This is a genomic window from Nocardia jejuensis NBRC 103114 (assembly GCF_001613145.1).
GTDB classification, from domain to species: domain Bacteria; phylum Actinomycetota; class Actinomycetes; order Mycobacteriales; family Mycobacteriaceae; genus Nocardia; species Nocardia jejuensis.
Genome location: NZ_BDBU01000033.1, coordinates 1 through 15,842, shown reverse-complemented (window position 1 = coordinate 15,842; position 15,842 = coordinate 1). Strand labels below are relative to the sequence as shown.

General features: G+C 66.9%; 17 protein-coding genes. 11 read left to right on the top strand and 6 right to left on the bottom strand.

Features of this window, described 5'->3' with window-relative positions:
• Nucleotides 1–58: 58 nt before the first annotated feature.
• Nucleotides 59–1,546 carry an HNH endonuclease signature motif containing protein gene (locus tag NJ1_RS25730; RefSeq protein ID WP_067698867.1) on the top strand — a complete coding sequence of 496 codons (1,488 nt, stop codon included), beginning with the start codon at nucleotides 59–61 and terminating at the stop codon, nucleotides 1,544–1,546.
• 775 nt (nucleotides 1,547–2,321) lie between these two features.
• On the opposite strand, the gene NJ1_RS25725 is transcribed toward NJ1_RS25730, so the two are convergent.
• Entirely contained in the window at nucleotides 2,322–3,164 is an 843-nt protein-coding gene (locus NJ1_RS25725; protein WP_067698865.1) for an SCO6745 family protein, read from the bottom strand.
• A 124-nt stretch (nucleotides 3,165–3,288) separates the two neighbouring features.
• Here NJ1_RS25725 and NJ1_RS25720 point away from each other — a divergent pair, with 124 nt between their 5' ends.
• Together NJ1_RS25720 and NJ1_RS25715 are read left to right on the top strand one after the other, a co-directional pair.
• Nucleotides 3,289–3,717, top strand: coding sequence for a nucleoside deaminase (locus tag NJ1_RS25720; protein WP_067698910.1), 429 nt, complete (start codon nucleotides 3,289–3,291; stop codon nucleotides 3,715–3,717).
• Nucleotides 3,718–3,789: 72 nt separating this feature from the next.
• Complete coding sequence (locus tag NJ1_RS25715) at nucleotides 3,790–4,467, top strand: NADPH-dependent F420 reductase (RefSeq protein WP_067698863.1); 678 nt, start codon at nucleotides 3,790–3,792, stop codon at nucleotides 4,465–4,467.
• A gap of 19 nt (nucleotides 4,468–4,486) precedes the next feature.
• Here NJ1_RS25715 and NJ1_RS25710 read toward each other — a convergent pair whose 3' ends face one another.
• Nucleotides 4,487–4,969 (bottom strand): nuclear transport factor 2 family protein, encoded by a 483-nt coding sequence (locus NJ1_RS25710; RefSeq protein ID WP_067698908.1) that lies wholly within the window; start codon nucleotides 4,967–4,969, stop codon nucleotides 4,487–4,489.
• 150 nt (nucleotides 4,970–5,119) lie between these two features.
• Here NJ1_RS25710 and NJ1_RS25705 point away from each other — a divergent pair, with 150 nt between their 5' ends.
• The 3 genes from NJ1_RS25705 (at nucleotide 5,120) to NJ1_RS25695 (ending at nucleotide 7,547) form a co-directional block, all read left to right on the top strand.
• The gene (locus tag NJ1_RS25705) at nucleotides 5,120–5,863 is read left to right on the top strand and encodes a sporulation protein (protein ID WP_067698862.1); all 744 of its coding nucleotides are present in this window, start codon (nucleotides 5,120–5,122) and stop codon (nucleotides 5,861–5,863) included.
• A gap of 102 nt (nucleotides 5,864–5,965) precedes the next feature.
• Nucleotides 5,966–7,033, top strand: a complete 1,068-nt coding sequence (locus NJ1_RS25700; protein ID WP_067698860.1) for an NAD(P)H-dependent amine dehydrogenase family protein — start codon at nucleotides 5,966–5,968, stop codon at nucleotides 7,031–7,033.
• A 22-nt stretch (nucleotides 7,034–7,055) separates the two neighbouring features.
• Nucleotides 7,056–7,547, top strand: a complete 492-nt coding sequence (locus tag NJ1_RS25695; RefSeq protein WP_067698859.1) for a carboxymuconolactone decarboxylase family protein — start codon at nucleotides 7,056–7,058, stop codon at nucleotides 7,545–7,547.
• 151 nt (nucleotides 7,548–7,698) lie between these two features.
• Here NJ1_RS25695 and yaaA read toward each other — a convergent pair whose 3' ends face one another.
• Nucleotides 7,699–8,442, bottom strand: coding sequence for a peroxide stress protein YaaA (yaaA, locus tag NJ1_RS25690; RefSeq protein ID WP_067698857.1), 744 nt, complete (start codon nucleotides 8,440–8,442; stop codon nucleotides 7,699–7,701).
• A 58-nt stretch (nucleotides 8,443–8,500) separates the two neighbouring features.
• Between yaaA and NJ1_RS25685 the strand changes: the two genes are divergently transcribed.
• Nucleotides 8,501–10,258 (top strand): proline--tRNA ligase, encoded by a 1,758-nt coding sequence (locus tag NJ1_RS25685; protein ID WP_067698855.1) that lies wholly within the window; start codon nucleotides 8,501–8,503, stop codon nucleotides 10,256–10,258.
• A gap of 101 nt (nucleotides 10,259–10,359) precedes the next feature.
• Here NJ1_RS25685 and NJ1_RS25680 read toward each other — a convergent pair whose 3' ends face one another.
• From NJ1_RS25680 to NJ1_RS25670, 3 genes are all read right to left on the bottom strand, one after another.
• Complete coding sequence (locus NJ1_RS25680; protein ID WP_245717581.1) at nucleotides 10,360–11,799, bottom strand: three-helix bundle dimerization domain-containing protein; 1,440 nt, start codon at nucleotides 11,797–11,799, stop codon at nucleotides 10,360–10,362.
• Nucleotides 11,800–12,106: 307 nt separating this feature from the next.
• Nucleotides 12,107–12,541, bottom strand: coding sequence for a ferritin-like domain-containing protein (locus NJ1_RS25675; protein ID WP_067698852.1), 435 nt, complete (start codon nucleotides 12,539–12,541; stop codon nucleotides 12,107–12,109).
• On the bottom strand, nucleotides 12,538–13,077 hold the full coding sequence (locus tag NJ1_RS25670) for a hypothetical protein (RefSeq protein ID WP_245717580.1): 540 nt from the start codon (nucleotides 13,075–13,077) through the stop codon (nucleotides 12,538–12,540). The genes NJ1_RS25675 and NJ1_RS25670 overlap by 4 nt, the downstream gene beginning before the upstream one ends.
• A 289-nt stretch (nucleotides 13,078–13,366) precedes the next feature.
• On the opposite strand from NJ1_RS25670, the gene rimP reads away from it, so the two are divergent.
• The 4 genes from rimP to NJ1_RS25655 all read left to right on the top strand — a co-directional run.
• Nucleotides 13,367–13,996 carry a ribosome maturation factor RimP gene (rimP, locus tag NJ1_RS25665; protein WP_067698849.1) on the top strand — a complete coding sequence of 210 codons (630 nt, stop codon included), beginning with the start codon at nucleotides 13,367–13,369 and terminating at the stop codon, nucleotides 13,994–13,996.
• Complete coding sequence (gene nusA / locus NJ1_RS25660; protein ID WP_067698847.1) at nucleotides 13,993–15,021, top strand: transcription termination factor NusA; 1,029 nt, start codon at nucleotides 13,993–13,995, stop codon at nucleotides 15,019–15,021. The genes rimP and nusA overlap by 4 nt, the downstream gene beginning before the upstream one ends.
• Before the next feature lie 163 nt (nucleotides 15,022–15,184).
• Entirely contained in the window at nucleotides 15,185–15,472 is a 288-nt protein-coding gene (locus tag NJ1_RS38380) for a YlxR family protein (RefSeq protein WP_084478819.1), read from the top strand.
• Between the two features lie 108 nt (nucleotides 15,473–15,580).
• The coding region (locus tag NJ1_RS25655; RefSeq protein WP_169813205.1) for a translation initiation factor IF-2 N-terminal domain-containing protein at nucleotides 15,581–15,842 on the top strand (262 nt) is incomplete at its 3' end.

The window sequence follows — 15,842 nt, the reverse complement described above, 5'->3', positions numbered from 1 at the left end:
TGCAGTTCAGATAGGGTTTTCTGTTCCCATCGCTGATCTCACGCGATAGAATTAGCACATGCGTTCGAACGAGATGGGGATCGGAGACACTGCGGGGGCCGACCTGGCCACCGCAGTCCACACCCTGCTCGATGCGAACCTCGCGCCCTTGACCGATGACGGGGTCACCGAGCTGATGCGCTCGGTGGAAACCAGCAAACGACGCCTCGCCGCTATGGAACACCGACTCCTCATCGAGGTCGCGGAACGGTCCATCCCGCAACGCGCAGGCGTGCGCGACGCAGTCCGGTTCCTCGAACAAGCACTGCGCTTGTCACACCGGGAAGCATTCGGGCGCATGAAAGCCGCCCAGCAGTTCGGGATCTGGCACGACATCACCGGACAAGACCTCGAACCCTTGCTGCCCTATACCGCGAAAGCCCAAGCCGCCGGAGAAATCTCGCCCGAACACGCCCGCGCGATCGGCACAATCATGCACCGACTCCCCCACGCCATCTCGCGTGCAGACCGGGAAGCCGCCGAGCAAGTGATGGCCGAGCACGCGCGCTGTGGGTCTCCCGATGACTTGCCCCGGATCGGCAATTCCCTGTCCGCGCACCTGGACCCCGACGGCACCCTCACCGACGACACCGACCGCGCCCGTATGCGCGGGATCGTGCTGTGCGACCAACGCCTCGACGGCATGTCCTTGCTCAAAGGCGAGATCACCCCCGCGTTGCGGGCGCTGCTGGAACCGGTCCTGGCGAAACTGGCCCGCCCCGGCATGTGCAATCCGGATGACCCCGACAGCCCGTTCGCTGACACCGAGCATGTGACCCGGGAGATCCTCGACGCGGCCGCGCAGCGGGACTCGCGTTCGGCTGCGCAACGCAATCATGATGCGCTGCTGGCATTCCTGCGCCCGGAAATAGGACCCGGCAAACTCGGATCTCATCGTGGGCTGCCGGTGGAAGCGATCGTCACCATGACGCTTTCCGAACTCGAAGACGCTGCCGGTGTGGCCACCACCGCCTCCGGGGGCACGGTGTCCATCCCGGAAGCCCTCAAACTCGCTGAGCGGTCCAAGCCGTTCTTGGCGTTGTTCGACCACACCGGCATGCCCCTGCACCTCGGACACGGGGAGCGTTTGGCCAGTCCCGCGCAACGCAGGGTGTTGATCGCTGCCGAGCGTGGCTGCACCCGCCCGGGTTGCAGTGCTCCCGCCACCTTGGCTGCGGTGCATCACATCACCGAACACAGCAAGGGCGGACCCACCGATATCGAGAACCTCACCTTGGCCTGCGACGCGTGCCACGCGTTGGTGCACGACGGCCCTGGTGGTTGGAAAACGATTGTGATGGGCAAGAATTCAGAATTCCCGGGGCGTACCGGGTGGATAGCGCCGATCCATATCGACCCCACGCGCACGCCGAGGGTGAATCATCGGCATCATCCCGGGGAGATGCTCGCCGCCGCCCAGGCACGATTGCGTGCGCGGGAGCGACGAGAGCGGGCGCGTCATCGGGAGTTCCTCGATCACCGTGATTCTCCGGTCGACCGAAGCTGAACCACACCCACTACACCAGGCACACCGGCTCCCTTCGGGGACCGGTGCTGTCCTGGTTCGCCGGGTGCAAGCCCAGGCACCCGCGCGCGATCACGCGACACCTGCACACACTCGGACACGGCCCTCGGCCCAGGAGAGGAAAGGACCTGCGCCAGTGATCGATCCGCACCCGCCGCACCCAGAAACACCGGACCCCCTTCCAGGAGCGGTGCTGACCTGTTTCCCCTCGGATGCAGGCTCGCCACTCTCGTACCGAGGCCCCTACGTACTGCGGGGCCATATCTGCCGGGAGTCAGCGCCCGAGAAAGCCCTTGGTACCGAACCCGTCCCGCGCCGGGGACATCCACACCCGCGACAGGTCCCCGGCCCGGGTCCGCGCGCGACCGGAGAGACTCGGTGCCTGCCGCTCTCACACACTCCTCTCACGGCACAAGAGCCGACGTTTGGTTCCGCACCCGCACTCGTACACCCCTGTGGTGTTGCTGCGGAAAAGATGGCAGTGCTGGTCATTTCGCCTGCCGTACCCGACCTGGGCTCCCCAGTCGGGAGCCGTTCTCTCTCGTCCCGGCCTGGCTGGATGGCTGTGGTCACCACTCGAACACTCCACGACCACTACCCACATGCCCTACTGGCACGAGTGCCCTGCACCCCTCTCCATGAGAAGGCCTCCACACCCGACATCCGGCAGACCTGGAAACCGCCGGTTGCGCGGGCTCTTCTTCCCTTCTCTTCCAGGCATCTTTTGTCTTTGATCTCACCAACAAATCCCGCCGGATCAGACCGGATCAGCACCCATCGGATTGGGATAGGGCACCGCACCGCTGTGCGCCACAGCCTTCGCTGCCGGAGTAAGCACGCTGAGAACCTCTGGAATACCAGGAATCTCACGGTAGGCATCCATAGCCAGCGCATCGGTACGGGATTCGATATGACTGCGAAGCCCCCGCCCGGACTCGCTGATGCCGTCCGCCGTGAGAAGTCCACGAGACCGGAGGCGATCGCGCGCGGCGGCCCAGTCCTCGTCGCTCCAGCCGCGATTCTCACGCCACATCTCCGGCGGTGTTCCGGTGTGGGCGGAGAACAGAACATGCGCCTCACAGCCGTCGATGCCTTCGGCCAGCAGGCAGGCGACGTGTCCGTCGCCTCGATGCTCACGGAGAGCCGTGGCAGCCTGCCAGAGACCCTCCACCGGATCGAGTGGAAGCGGAAGATCGCGGTTGGAGGCGAACAGCGCACGACCGGAGGCAGCGGCCGAGGTGACCGCCGACTGCAGAGTGGGGACCGTCGCGGCGGCCACGGATGCGATGTCCGGCACGAGGTTTCGCAGGACGGCGGCGGCCGCGGTGAGACGGGTGGCGAGAACCACCTGTGGCGGCGCGAAGGTCCAGGCGTCGGGGATCGCGCGTCGGATCATGTCGGGATGGAAGTTGTAGAAGGTGGCCTCCACGACGCTCGGACCTACCGCGCCCAGTGGCGCGGAGCGGGCGGCGAAGTAGCCCATCCAGTATCCGCGCAGGCCGATGGCCTTGTTGGCGGCCCGGCATTCGGGGGCGAAGTAGGTGATCGCGTGCAGTGGCTCGAGCGTTCGCCACATCTCGCGGGCCAAGGCGGTGTCCATGGGCCGACGGTAGCAGCTGGGTCTATTTCACTGTAGTCAGATGGGGGAGATATTCGCGGTGCGGTCCATCCCGGATATCGGGGTCAGCGGTGGGAATATGGCGTTCATGATCGATGCACAGAAATTGCTGGTCACTGCCTTCGAGGAAGCGCAGCTCGGGTTGGCCGAGGGTGGCATTCCGATCGGAGCGGCACTGTTCGACACCGACGGACAACTGCTCGGGCGCGGCCACAATCGGCGTGTGCAGGCGGGAGACCCCAGCCTGCACGCGGAAACCGATGCCTTCCGCAATGCGGGACGGCGGCGTGATTATCGCGACACCATCATGGTGACCACGCTGTCGCCGTGCTGGTACTGCAGCGGGCTGGTGCGGCAGTTCGGCATCGGCGCGGTCATCGTCGGGGAGAGCACGACGTTCAGCGGCGGGCACGAATGGCTTGCGGAACACGGGGTTTCGATCACGCTGCTCGACGACCGGGAGTGCGTCGAGATGATGACGCGATTCATCGCGGAGCGCCCGGACCTGTGGAACGAGGATATCGGGGTCGCCTAGCCCGGCCGCGGAGCGCTCGCTCGGGCGGCGGCCGGGGGAACATCGTCGCGCCACCCCGTGTTGGCAGCGGTCATGACGACACTTGGATTGATCGGGAGCGGGAACATCGGCGGGACGCTGGCTCGACTAGCCGTCGCTGCGGGGATCGACGTGGTGTTGAGCAACTCGCGTGGGCCGGAGACGCTCGCGGAATTGGTCGATGAGCTGGGCGAACGAGCGCGGGCAGGGACTACGGCGGAGGCGGCCGCCGCGGGCGACATCGTGGTGGTGACCGTGCCGTTGAAGGCGTATCAGGCCGTGCCGGCCGATCAGCTGGTCGGCAAGGTGGTCATCGACACCAACAACTATTACCCGGAACGGGACGGGGAGTTCCCGGACATCGAGGCGGGCGTGGCCACGAGCAGTGAGCTGCTGCAGCGGCATCTGCCGCGATCGCGAGTTGTCAAGGCGTTCAACAACATCTACTTCGAGCATCTCGCGTCGCTGGCACGCCCGGAGGGCGCCGCCGACCGGACGACGCTTCCCATCGCGGGTGACGATACCGAGGCGAAAACCGCTGCGGCACAGCTGCTCGGCACGCTCGGATACGACACCCTCGACATCGGTCCGCTCAGTGAGAGTTGGCGTACGCAGCCGGACACTCCCGTCTACGGCTCGCCCTACACCGCCTCGGAACCGTTCTGGGAGAGCGAAGCTCGGCCCGCCGACACCGAGACGGTCCGCAAGGCGGTGGACGCGGCCGAGCGCTGACTCCCCGTAGCGCGGAGCTCTAGTTCTCCGCTGCGCTGGGCGCCCACCGGTTGGCGGTGAGCTCGAATCCGGGCAGCGCGTCGGTCGACATCTTGGACTCGAAGATGCGCTGGTACCCGGTGGACGCGATGCGCCACACGCCGTCTTCGCGGCGGTAGGTGTCGTGGTAGTACGCCGCACCGCGAATCACGATCTTGTAGTCGGCGATGATGACGGTGTCCTCGAGCAGCCAGGTGCCCGAGGCGGTGTCACCGTCCACGGTGATCTCCGGATGGTTGGCCACGTGCACGGAGATGATGTTGCCGCTGAGGGCATTTCGCATGTAGTCGACGACCTGGTCGCGGCTGGTGAACTCCAGTGGCTGTCCGCCCGAGGGTGAACCGTACGAGGCGACCACGTCCGAGGCGAGGGTGCCGGCGAAGTCGTCCCATTGTTTCAGGTCCAGGGTTCGCAGATACCGGGCCTTGAGCGCGCGAATTTCCTCGAGTGCGATGACGTCCATGATGACTACCTCCGGAACGCAGGGTGGAACCGCAACAACGTAGATCACGGCACCGGGCTGATCAATAGGTCGATGTCGATCGGGATGAATTGGGCCACAGCGTCGCGCATCCCGGAATGGTCGGTGCCGCTGAGCGGACACACTGTTGCGATGTTCAAGAAGTTGCTGGCAGCCGCCGGGGTGGGTGGCGCCGAGGTCGAGACCGAACTGCACACGCCGGGCGTTCAGCCGGGCGGCACCGTCCACGGAGTCGTGCGGGTACGGGGCGGCAGTGTCCCGCAAGAGATTTCACGGATCGGGCTCGAATTCGTGACCAAGGTCGAGTACGAGCACACCGAGGAAGAGTACGAGCAGAACCGGGGGTTCGCGCCGGTCACGGTGCACGGACCGTTCCACCTGCCGACCGGGGCCGTGTTCGATATTCCGTTCGCGATCCACGCACCGTGGGAAACACCGATCACCTTCTACAACGGGCATCACCTCCCCGGTATGGCCGTGTCGGTGCGGACGATCGTCGAGATCGCGGGTGCGGTCGACGCGGGGGACAGCGATCCGATCGGAGTCGGCGCGCTCCCGGTGCAGCACGTGGTGCTGGCCGCCATGGAGCAGCTCGGATTCCGGTTGCGGCGTGCGGATGTCGAGCAGGGCTGGATTCGCGGGATTCAGCAGGAGCTGGGTTTCTATCAGGAGATCGAGTTCGCGCGGTCGCCGCGCTACCCGGGGATCGGGGAGGTCGAGGTCACCTTCGTCGCCGGGCAGGACGGGGCGGAAGTCGTGCTCGAGGTCGACCGGAGCCGGGGCGACGGGTACCTCGGCTTCTATATCGATCACAGTGGCGTGGACGGCGACTGGACCGCCGAGATCGACCGGATGATCTCGGGTATCGGGCACTGAATACACGGCTCTGAGCTGCCGTTTCGGTCAGAGTCGATACAAACTGTAACGAGTTTTCGAAAACCGCCCCAGACCCCACCAAGCGCTTGCTACGCTCGCGCCATGATCTCCACTGTGGTCTGGGGCACGGGCAATGTCGGCCGGGCCGCCATTCGCGCCGTCGCGGCTCATCCCGGGCTGACACTCACCGGCGTCATCGTCAACAATCCGGACAAGGTCGGCCGCGACGCGGGCGACCTCGCCGGAATGGACACCGCTCTGGGGGTGGCGGCGAGCAACGACATCGCCGCCGTGCTCGCAAGCGGCCCGAAGGCGGTGGTGTACGCGGCATCCGGTGATATCCGGCCCGACGACGCACTCGCCGACATCGCCCGGGCCATTCGCGCCGGGGCCGTGGTCGTCACGCCCGCGCTGTACGCGCTGTACGACCATCGAAGCGCCCCAGCCGAACTCCGCGATCCGGTGCTCGCGGCCATCGCCGAGGGCGGCGGTTCGCTGTTCGTGTCCGGCGTCGATCCGGGCTGGGGCAACGATGTGCTGCCCCTGCTGATGAGCGGGCTCGGCAGCACCGTCGACGGGATCCGCTGCCAGGAGATCTTCGACTACACCACCTACGACCAGCCCGACTCGGTGCGCTGGCTGGTGGGCATGGGCCAGCCCATGGACTATGAGCCGCCGATGATCGCCCCCACCATTCCGACGATGGTGTGGGGCGGGCAGATTCGGCTCATCGCCCGCGGGCTCGGGGTCGAGATCGAGGAGATCCGCGAGGTGGTCGAACGCCGCCCGCTGGATACCTCGGTCGAGACCGAGCTGATGGGGAAGTTCGACGCCGGAACCCAGGGCGCGATCCGCTTCGAGGTGCAGGGCATCGTGGGCGGCGAACCCCGCATCGTCATCGAGCACGTCACCCGTATCCACGCCTCGTGCGCCACCGACTGGCCCGCTCCGCACAGCGGCGCCGGCGCGCACCGGGTGATCATCGAGGGCGCTCCGCGCATCGAGGTCACCGTGCAGGCCACCGACGAGGGCGGCAATCATTCGGCCGGCGGAAACGCCACGGCCGTAGGCAGATTGGTCGGAGCACTCGAATGGCTCACGACCGCCGAACCGGGGCTCTACGACGCCCTCGACATCCCGCTGCGCTTCGGCACACTCGGGCGCGGCTAACTACGAAGTCAGGGACAACGACATGATCATCGATATTCCCGAGGGCAAAGATCCCATCGGTTACGTCTGGGGCGAAATGGTCCCGGGCATCGGCGTCGCGGCGGCGGCGTTCTCGCTCGCGGTGTACGAGCACACCACCCTCGGACTGCCCGAGTTCGAAGCCGCGCGGCTGCGGATCGCGCAGATCAACGGCTGCCTGTTCTGCCTGGACTGGCGCACCGATCGCAACGGCGAGAAGGTCGACGAGGCGTTCGCCGATCACGTGACCAATTGGCGCACAACCGATGCGTTCGACGACCGGGTTCGCCTGGCGGCCGAGTACGCCGAGGTCTACGCCCTGGATCACCACAGCCTCGACGACGAGTTCTTCGAGCGGATGAGCACGCAGTACACGCAGACCGAGATCGTGGAATTGTCCATGTGCCTCGGGTCTTGGCTGGCCTTCGGGCGGCTGAATCACGTGCTGGGACTGGACGCGATCTGCACGCTGCCGAGCCACGTGTCGGCGGGATAGAACGTTCGGCGCAAGCCGTTCGGTGTGAGAGCGAACAGGTGTTGTCCGGCTGTGTGTAGGGCGCAGCCGGACAACACCTTTCGTGTATACCGGGGTCCAGTGAGTACTGGGCGCTCGGTGGGCGACACCGTGCCGCCCCCGAGTATCCGGCTCAGGTGAGTACCAGAAGCTCGGTGGGCGAGGCTATTTCGATGCGGAGGCCGAACTTCTCGGCCACTCGGGCCAGGCCGCCGATATCGGTCGGCTCCGCGCGGGTCAGGACGAGCGCGCGGGCGAGCAGGCCCTTGTGGTGTTTGTTGAAGTGGCTCACCACGGTTCGCGAGCCGTCGGGGCGTTCGGTGAGAACGGTCGCGGTGATCGCGCCGGGGACTCGGCCGAGGTTCTGGTACGTGCCCGAGCGCAGATCGACCGTGAGCTCGCCGTCGGTCTCCTTGGCCAGCGCCTCGGGCAGAACCTGCTTCCAGACCGACTGCAGGGTGGGTTCCCCCGGGAATTTGGAGCCGCCCGAGAGACGGTAGGCGGGGATGGGGTCTGCGGCGCGGACGACACCGAACAGCGCCGAGCCGATGGCCAGGCGGGCATCGGCTTTGGCGCGCTGAGTCCTGGTGAGCGACGCGGCATCGAGGGCGTCGTAGAGGACGCCGGTATATCGGTCCAGGGCCGCGCGCGTCGGTGACGAGCGCAGGGCGGCATTGCGCGCGATCTCCGCGTCAGCCCCCTTGCCCAGGCCGAGCACCGACCGCGACGCATCGGGGTCGCCGGCCAGCGCGGTCAACCGCGTGACCAGCCGGTCGCGGACCGCCGTGAGCTGCGGCATCGCGAGTGAATCGAGGTCGAGGGGACCGCCCGAACCGCCATCGGACTTCGTTTCGGAGGGAGGCAGCAGCACCAGCACGAGCCAACACGGTAATGCCTTGTGAGCATCGCACCAGCAGCGGCTACTCTGTGGAGCCGTGATCACCCGCCTCTCGCAACTGTTCCTGCGCACCCTGCGCGACGATCCCGCCGACGCCGAGGTGCCCAGCCACAAGCTGTTGGTTCGCGCCGGATACGTTCGTCGCGTCGCGCCCGGCGTCTACTCGTGGCTGCCGCTCGGCCTGCGCACGCTGCGCAATGTCGAGAACATCGTCCGTGAGGAAATGGACGCCATCGGCGCCCAGGAGATCTCGCTGCCGGCCCTGCTGCCGCGCGAACCGTACGAGACCACCAACCGGTGGACCGAATACGGCGACGGCCTCTTCCGGCTCAAGGACCGCAAGGGCGTCGACATGCTGCTCGGCCCCACTCACGAGGAGCTGTTCGCGCTCACGGTGAAGGGCGAATACAACTCGTACAAGGACCTGCCCGTCACGCTGTACCAGATCCAGACCAAGTATCGCGACGAAGGCCGCCCCCGCGCGGGCATCCTGCGCGGGCGCGAGTTCATCATGAAGGACTCGTACTCGTTCGATCTCGACGAGGACGGACTCAAGAAGAGTTACAACGCCCATCGTGAGGCGTACCAGCGGATCTTCGACCGCCTCGGCGTGAAGTACGTGATCGTCGCGGCCACCTCCGGCGCGATGGGCGGTTCGGCGTCCGAGGAGTTCCTGGCCGACAGCCCGGTCGGCGAGGACACCTACGTGGTCTGCCGCGAGTCCGGGTATGCCGCGAATGTCGAAGCCGTGGTCACGGCCGCGCCGCCGCAGATCGCGCTGGAGGGACTGGCCGAGGCCGTCGCGCACGAGACGCCCGACACCCCGACCATCGCGACGCTGGTGGACTGGGCCAACGGCGCGGGCATCGCGGAGCAACTGGGTCGCGAGGTGAGCGCCGGTGACACCCTCAAGAACGTCATGGTGAAGCTGCGCTACCCGGACGGCAAGACCGAGATCCTGGGCGTCGGCATCCCCGGCGACCGCGAGGTCGACGAGAAGCGACTCGGCGCGTCCGTGGAACCGGCCGAGGTCGAGATGCTCGACGAGACCGACTTCAAGGCCAATCCGTGGCTGGTCAAGGGCTACATCGGCCCGAAGGCGCTGCTGGCCAACGGCGTTCGCTACCTGGTCGATCCGCGCGTGGTCAACGGCAGCGCCTGGATCACCGGCGCCGACGAGCGGGGCAAGCACTACGTCGGCCTGGTCGCCGGTCGTGACTTCGTCGCCGACGGCACCATCGAGGCCGCCGAGGTCCGCGACGGCGATCCGTCGCCGGACGGGCGTGGCGTGCTCGAGACCGCCCGCGGCATCGAGATCGGGCACATCTTCCAGCTCGGGCAGAAGTACACCGACGCCTTCGAGGTCGACGTGCTCGGCGAGAACGGCAAGCCGGTGCGGCTGACCATGGGCTCCTACGGTGTGGGCGTCTCGCGCATGGTCGCGGTCATCGCCGAGCAGATGCACGACGAGAAGGGGCTGCGCTGGCCCCGGGGCGTCGCGCCGTTCGATGTGCACGTCGTCATCGCCAACAAGGATGCCGGTGCCCGCGAGGGCGCGGAACAGGTTGTGGCGGAACTGAACTCCCAGGGCCTGGATGTGCTGTTCGACGATCGCACCGCCTCGCCGGGCGTGAAGTTCAAGGATGCCGAACTGCTGGGCATGCCGCTGGTCGTCGTGGTCGGGCGCGGCTGGGCCGAAGGCAAGGCGGAGCTGCGGGATCGGTTCGCGGGTACCGCGGATGAGATTCCGGCCGAGGACATCGTCGCCGCCGTGGTCGCGAAGGTGCGCGGCTGAGGGACTCGGTAGCGAGTCACAGTAGAACCGGACCGGGCCGCGCATCTCCACGATGCGCGGCCCGGTCCGCGTTGCCGGACGAACCGTGCTCGGGCCACACCTCAGTTGTAGGCCTTGGCCACGCCGTCGAGCAGATGCTCGAGGGTGTCGTAGTTGGGTGGATCCACCACGTCGATCAGATTCGGGATCACCGGGACCTGTTGCTCGGCCGCCACTTTCGTGAACAGCCCGGTGTCGCTCGGGCGGAAGCCGTGTTCGGCGGCCAGGCGTTGCAGATCCGGATCCGTGGACAGCAGTTTGCCGATGCGATCGCCGTTGTCGCCCAGCGGCACCACGGTGTGCTGGGAGAGCACGGTGGGGGAGGGGTACATCAGGACCATGTCCGGCTTCATCTGTCCGTGGGCGGCGGCGTCGACGTACTGGGCCTCGTAGATCCAGACCATCGGGGTCGGGCCCATACCGCTCGCGAGATACTCCTTGAACGGGCTGTCGGAGCTGCTCTCGGTGAAGCCCTGGCGGGTGAACAGCCGCGAAATGCGCGACACCGCATAGTTTTCGGCCTTGTCGCCGCGCACGATGGTGTTGTCGTTCGCCACGTACGCGGCGACCGCCAGGTACATCGCGGCCGAGTTGGAGGTGCGCGGGTCGGTGGTGGACACCAGAACGTTCTTGCGCACCGGATAGGTGGTGTTGCCCTCCAGCTGATCCCACTGCACGCCCTTCTCGGCGAGCGCGAGGTACTTCTCCACATCGAAAGTGGTTGTCGGACCCTGCTTCACGACGCCCGCCCGGGCGAGCAGCTCCACGATGGGCTGGTAGGTGGCAATGGCCATCGGCGAGGAGAACGGCGTGTACTTGGCGCTGACGCCGCGTTGGCGCTGGATTCGCTCGGCCGCCGCCGCGCTGGAGGGGAACGCGAAGTCGTAGCGGGCCAGATCCACGGAGGTGGCGATCTGGCGGGAGCCGGCCGGGTCGACCTCGACCTTCAGGCCGTTCTTCGCGAACGCCTCGATCACCTTCGGATCCTCGAAGAAGCTGAGCTTCTCGGAGCCGACCACCCCGTGGACGGTCGTCAGGGCCGTCGGTGCGGCAGCCAGGGGAGTCGGGCCGGATTCGCCCCCGGAGGTCAGGGCGACGGCGGCCACGACGACGAGTACGACGGCCGCGGCGATCCCGCCGAGTACACGCTTGTCCTTGGCTATTCGCGCGACCGCGCCGATTCGCGCTCCCGCGTCACCCGAGGTGTCCGGCAGGTGGCCGCTATCTGAATTTATATTGTCCGCCAGAGAAATTGCCGATGACGTCTCGGTAATCGTTTGTCCACTATCGGAATTCGCGGGCGCGGGCGTCAGTTCTCGCCGCGCTATCCGCTCCACCAGAATCGGTACGAATTCCCGTATCCGGTGCCCTTCGAACCGCTGCCGCACCGCCCCCACCACGGCCTCGACCTGCTCGGTCGAGTGTTCCTCGCCATACGCGTCCACCAGGCGGTTCGTCACATTGAGCAGTGCTTTTTCTTCCCGGGCAGTATCGACCGCCAACAGTCTCTCCTCGACCTCACGTCGGAATTGATTGCACGGCAGCGAAATACGCACAGCCGCTCGCGAGAACGATACTGCCATTCCCTGATTCGGGCTCAGCGACTGCGTGCGGATTCAGTCGTATGGAATAACTAACCGTGCCCGACACTGGAAAGCGGCACGGTCCGCCACTTCTCGATTCGGCGCCGACACATTCACGGATCTCGCGGTCGCCACCGAGATCCGGCCGGACGAGTTCGAGGGAGCGCCCGGACCGGCTCGTGTTCACCGCTGGCGCGGATCTCCCTCGAGTGGAAAAAACCGTGTCTCAGTCCTGGCCGGGGAACGCGACGGTGGCGGGGTTCGTGCCGAGGATGGACTGCCAGGTCGCGAGGCGCAGGGCGGCGTCGGTGAGGGCGGTGAGGGCGGTGCGGCGGATGTCGGGGGAGTCCGCGTGTTCGATTGCCGAGCGCCAGGCGGTGGCGCAGTCGGATTCGACGGTGACCGCGAGTTTGGCGGCGGGGATGGGGTCGTTCACCGGGAAGGGGGCGGTGTAGGCGGCGTCGGGGCCGGGGATCACGGCTCCGGCGGCTTTGAGGGCGTCGATGGTGGCGTCCCGGCGGGCGCGGTGGGCCGCGGTGTACTCGGCGACGAGTTTGGCGCGGTCGGTGTTGGCGTAGGCGGCGATGACGCCGTAGGCGTAGACGGCGGCGTACTCGGCGCTCAACGCGTCGGTGAGCGCCTTCTGATCTGCGGTCGTCATGCGAGGAGAACCCCCGTGTGGGTCGCGCAGGCGGCGCTGATCGAAGCGAGCATGCCCGCACGGTAACCGGTCAGGGTGGCCGAGAGATCGCCGGTCGCGCGTTGCGCGTTGGTGAGGCGGGTGCGCAGTTCGGCGACGGTGGGCGGGGTCGTGGGCGCCACGGGGATGACCGGGGGGACCCGCTTGCCGGGCAGCGTGCCGTCGCCGTAAACGCCTATGACACGGTCGATCTCGGTGCGCAGGGCGTCCGCGTGCGCGGTGCGCTGGGTCGCGATGAGCCCGAGCGCACCGGCCTTGTCCGGCGCGGCGGCGATGGCCGCGGTCGCGGCGGCGGCATCGACCCGGGCCGATTCCTCCAGTGGCAGAAGCGGATCCGGGGCCGAGGTGTCGGCATCGGGCGCGCACGCGCTCACCGAACCGAGCGCCGCGATGGCGAGTACACCGCCACCGGCCAACCGGAAAATGGCGCGACGGTCCACTGTTCGGTCCGTGAGGATCACGACACCGGCCTCTCGGCCGCTCTGACTGCTGGGCACGGGTACATGGTGCCAGCCATCGCGAGTGGCGTGATGCGCCAGGGCCGTCGGATAGGCTGTGATCTCGCTCGATACGTCACCCGAGCGGGCGCGTCGTGCTCGGACCCGCCCCTCGGTGGCCGGACACGCCGCCGCAGCGGTCAGGTGGACCGGCCCGAAGTCGAGAGCATCCGCTGGTCCTTTACACTCTTTCAGCGCGTTACGCTAGACCTTTGGCGGGGTATTTCGCTGTCCCGCTGGATAGACCCGACAACTCAACCCGTCACAACTGAACCAGGAGCCGCCCCACATGCCGTTGCCGACCGAGGAAAGGGTGAGCCAGTTAGTAGCTGAGCTCGTCGAACGCCGGGGATTCGACCTCGAAGGCGTCATGATTTCGGCTGCCGGTACAGCGCACACCAAGGTGCAGGTGACGGTCGACAGCGACGAGACCGCGAGTCTCGACGCCGTCGCGGAGTTGAGTTCGGAAATCTCGGAGACCCTCGACGCGGCCGGTGACTTCGGTGAGACCCCGTATCTGCTGGAGGTCACCACACCGGGTATCGATCGCCCCCTCACCGAGCTACGCCACTGGCACAGAGCCCGCGGCCGCAAGGTGAAGGTGACCCTGCGCACCGGCGTGACCTCCCCCGAGGAGAACGGCAAGGGCAGGTTCGAAGCCCGCGTGGGCGCGGCCACCGACGAGTCGGTGGCGCTGGTCCTGGGCGGAAAGCGCAACCCGCACCGGGTGACGGTGCCGCTGGGCGATATCGAGTTCGCCGTCGTCCAGGTGGAGTTCTCGCCTCCCGGCGCCGCGGAACTCGAACTGGCGGGGGGAGTCGCGCCCGGCCGGCCCGAGCCCGGCGCGCGAGAGGACACAGACATAACGGCAGCAGCAGAAGCGGCGTCCGATTCACCGACCGAAGGGATCGCGGAATGAACATCGAAATCGAAGCCCTGCGTGCGATAGTCGCCGACAAGGGGATCTCGATGGAGACAGTGATCTCCGCGATCGAGTCGGCACTCCTGACCGCCTACCGGCACACCGACGGCCACCAGGCGAACGCCCGCATCGACATCAACCAGAAGACCGGCACCGTGCGCGTGATGGCCCGCGAGGTCGACGCCGACGGCAACATGATCTCCGAATGGGACGACACCCCAGAGGGTTTCGGCCGCATCGCCGCCACCACCGCGCGTCAGGTCGTGCTGCAGCGTCTGCGTGACGCCGAGAACGAGAAGTCCTTCGGCGAATTCGCCACGCACGAGGGCGATATCGTCGGCGGCGTCGTGCAGCGCGACGCGCGGATGAACGCCCGCGGCACCATAGTGGTCCGGATCGGCAGCGAGTCGAACGGCACCGAGGGTGTGATCCCGCCCGCCGAGCAGGTGCCGGGTGAGACCTACGAGCACGGCGACCGCATCAAGTGTTACGTGGTCGGCGTCTCGCGCGGCCCCCGTGGTCCGCAGATCACCCTCTCGCGCACGCATCCGAATCTGGTGCGCCGCCTGTTCGCGCTCGAGGTTCCCGAGATCGCCGACGAGTCGGTCGAGATCGTGGCCGTGGCGCGCGAGGCCGGGCACCGATCGAAGATCGCGGTGCGCTCTGCGGTCCAGGGCGTCAACGCCAAGGGCGCCTGCATCGGCCCGATGGGCCAGCGCGTGCGCAACGTGATGAGCGAGCTGGCCGGCGAGAAGATCGACATCATCGACTACGCCGAGGATCCGGCGACCTTCGTCGGGAATGCGCTGTCCCCCTCGAAAGTTGTATCCGTCACCATCGTGGACCCGGAAGCTCGGGCCGCGCGGGTCGTCGTACCGGATTTCCAGCTCTCGCTGGCGATCGGCAAAGAGGGTCAGAACGCCCGTCTGGCCGCCCGCCTGACGGGGTGGCGAATCGACATCCGCAGTGATGCGGCCACTGATTCGTCCGGTTCGGTACGTACCGAGGCACAGCGGGGCTGATCTTGCTCTCGTGCTCCGGGGCGACATCGGCCCGGTCGCTCCCGAAATTTGTGAAACAGACCCCCTGGATGACAGGTTGGTAACTTCCAAGGGGTACGGATGCGGAGATCGGGACGTGACAGCGGTAGAGTGGACGAAGGCTCAGCGCGAGTCTCCGGCTCTTCTGCGCGCTGCGCGGGTGAAAACAAGATCAGCACCCGTGCGGACCTGCATAGGATGTCGGAAGCAAGAGCTGGCCGCCGATTTGCTGAGGGTTGTGGCGCAGGAGACTGCGGTAGTTCCCGATCCACAGCGCAGACTTCCCGGAAGGGGTGCGTGGTTGCACCCCCTTTCGTCTTGTCTGGCCGTCGCGATCAAGCGGCGAGCATTCGGCAGAGCACTACGAGTGTCCGGACATCTGGATATCTCAGCCCTGGAGCATTACGTAGAGAACAGGCACGAGCACTCATGAGCACACCGTGAAGCAACAGCGATGATCGACCGTCGAAATTAGTCGAGGTCGTGCGGGCGCCCCGTCGTAAGACAGGCTGCCGCGCTCGACCTCTTAGTGAGGAGAGCAGTGGCAGGCAAGGCCCGCGTGCACGAGTTGGCGAAAGAACTCGGTGTCACGAGCAAGGAACTACTCGCACGGCTCAAGGAGCAGGGCGAGTTCGTGAAGTCGGCGTCCTCGACGGTGGAAGCACCCGTCGCGCGTCGTCTTCGGGAGTCCTTCGCGTCGAAGAGCTCCCCGGCGAACGGCAACAAGCCGTCCAGCCCGGCAGGCCAGGGCCCGCGCCCGGCAGCCAAGCCCAACCCCGGCCCCAGCGCCGGTGGTCCGCGTC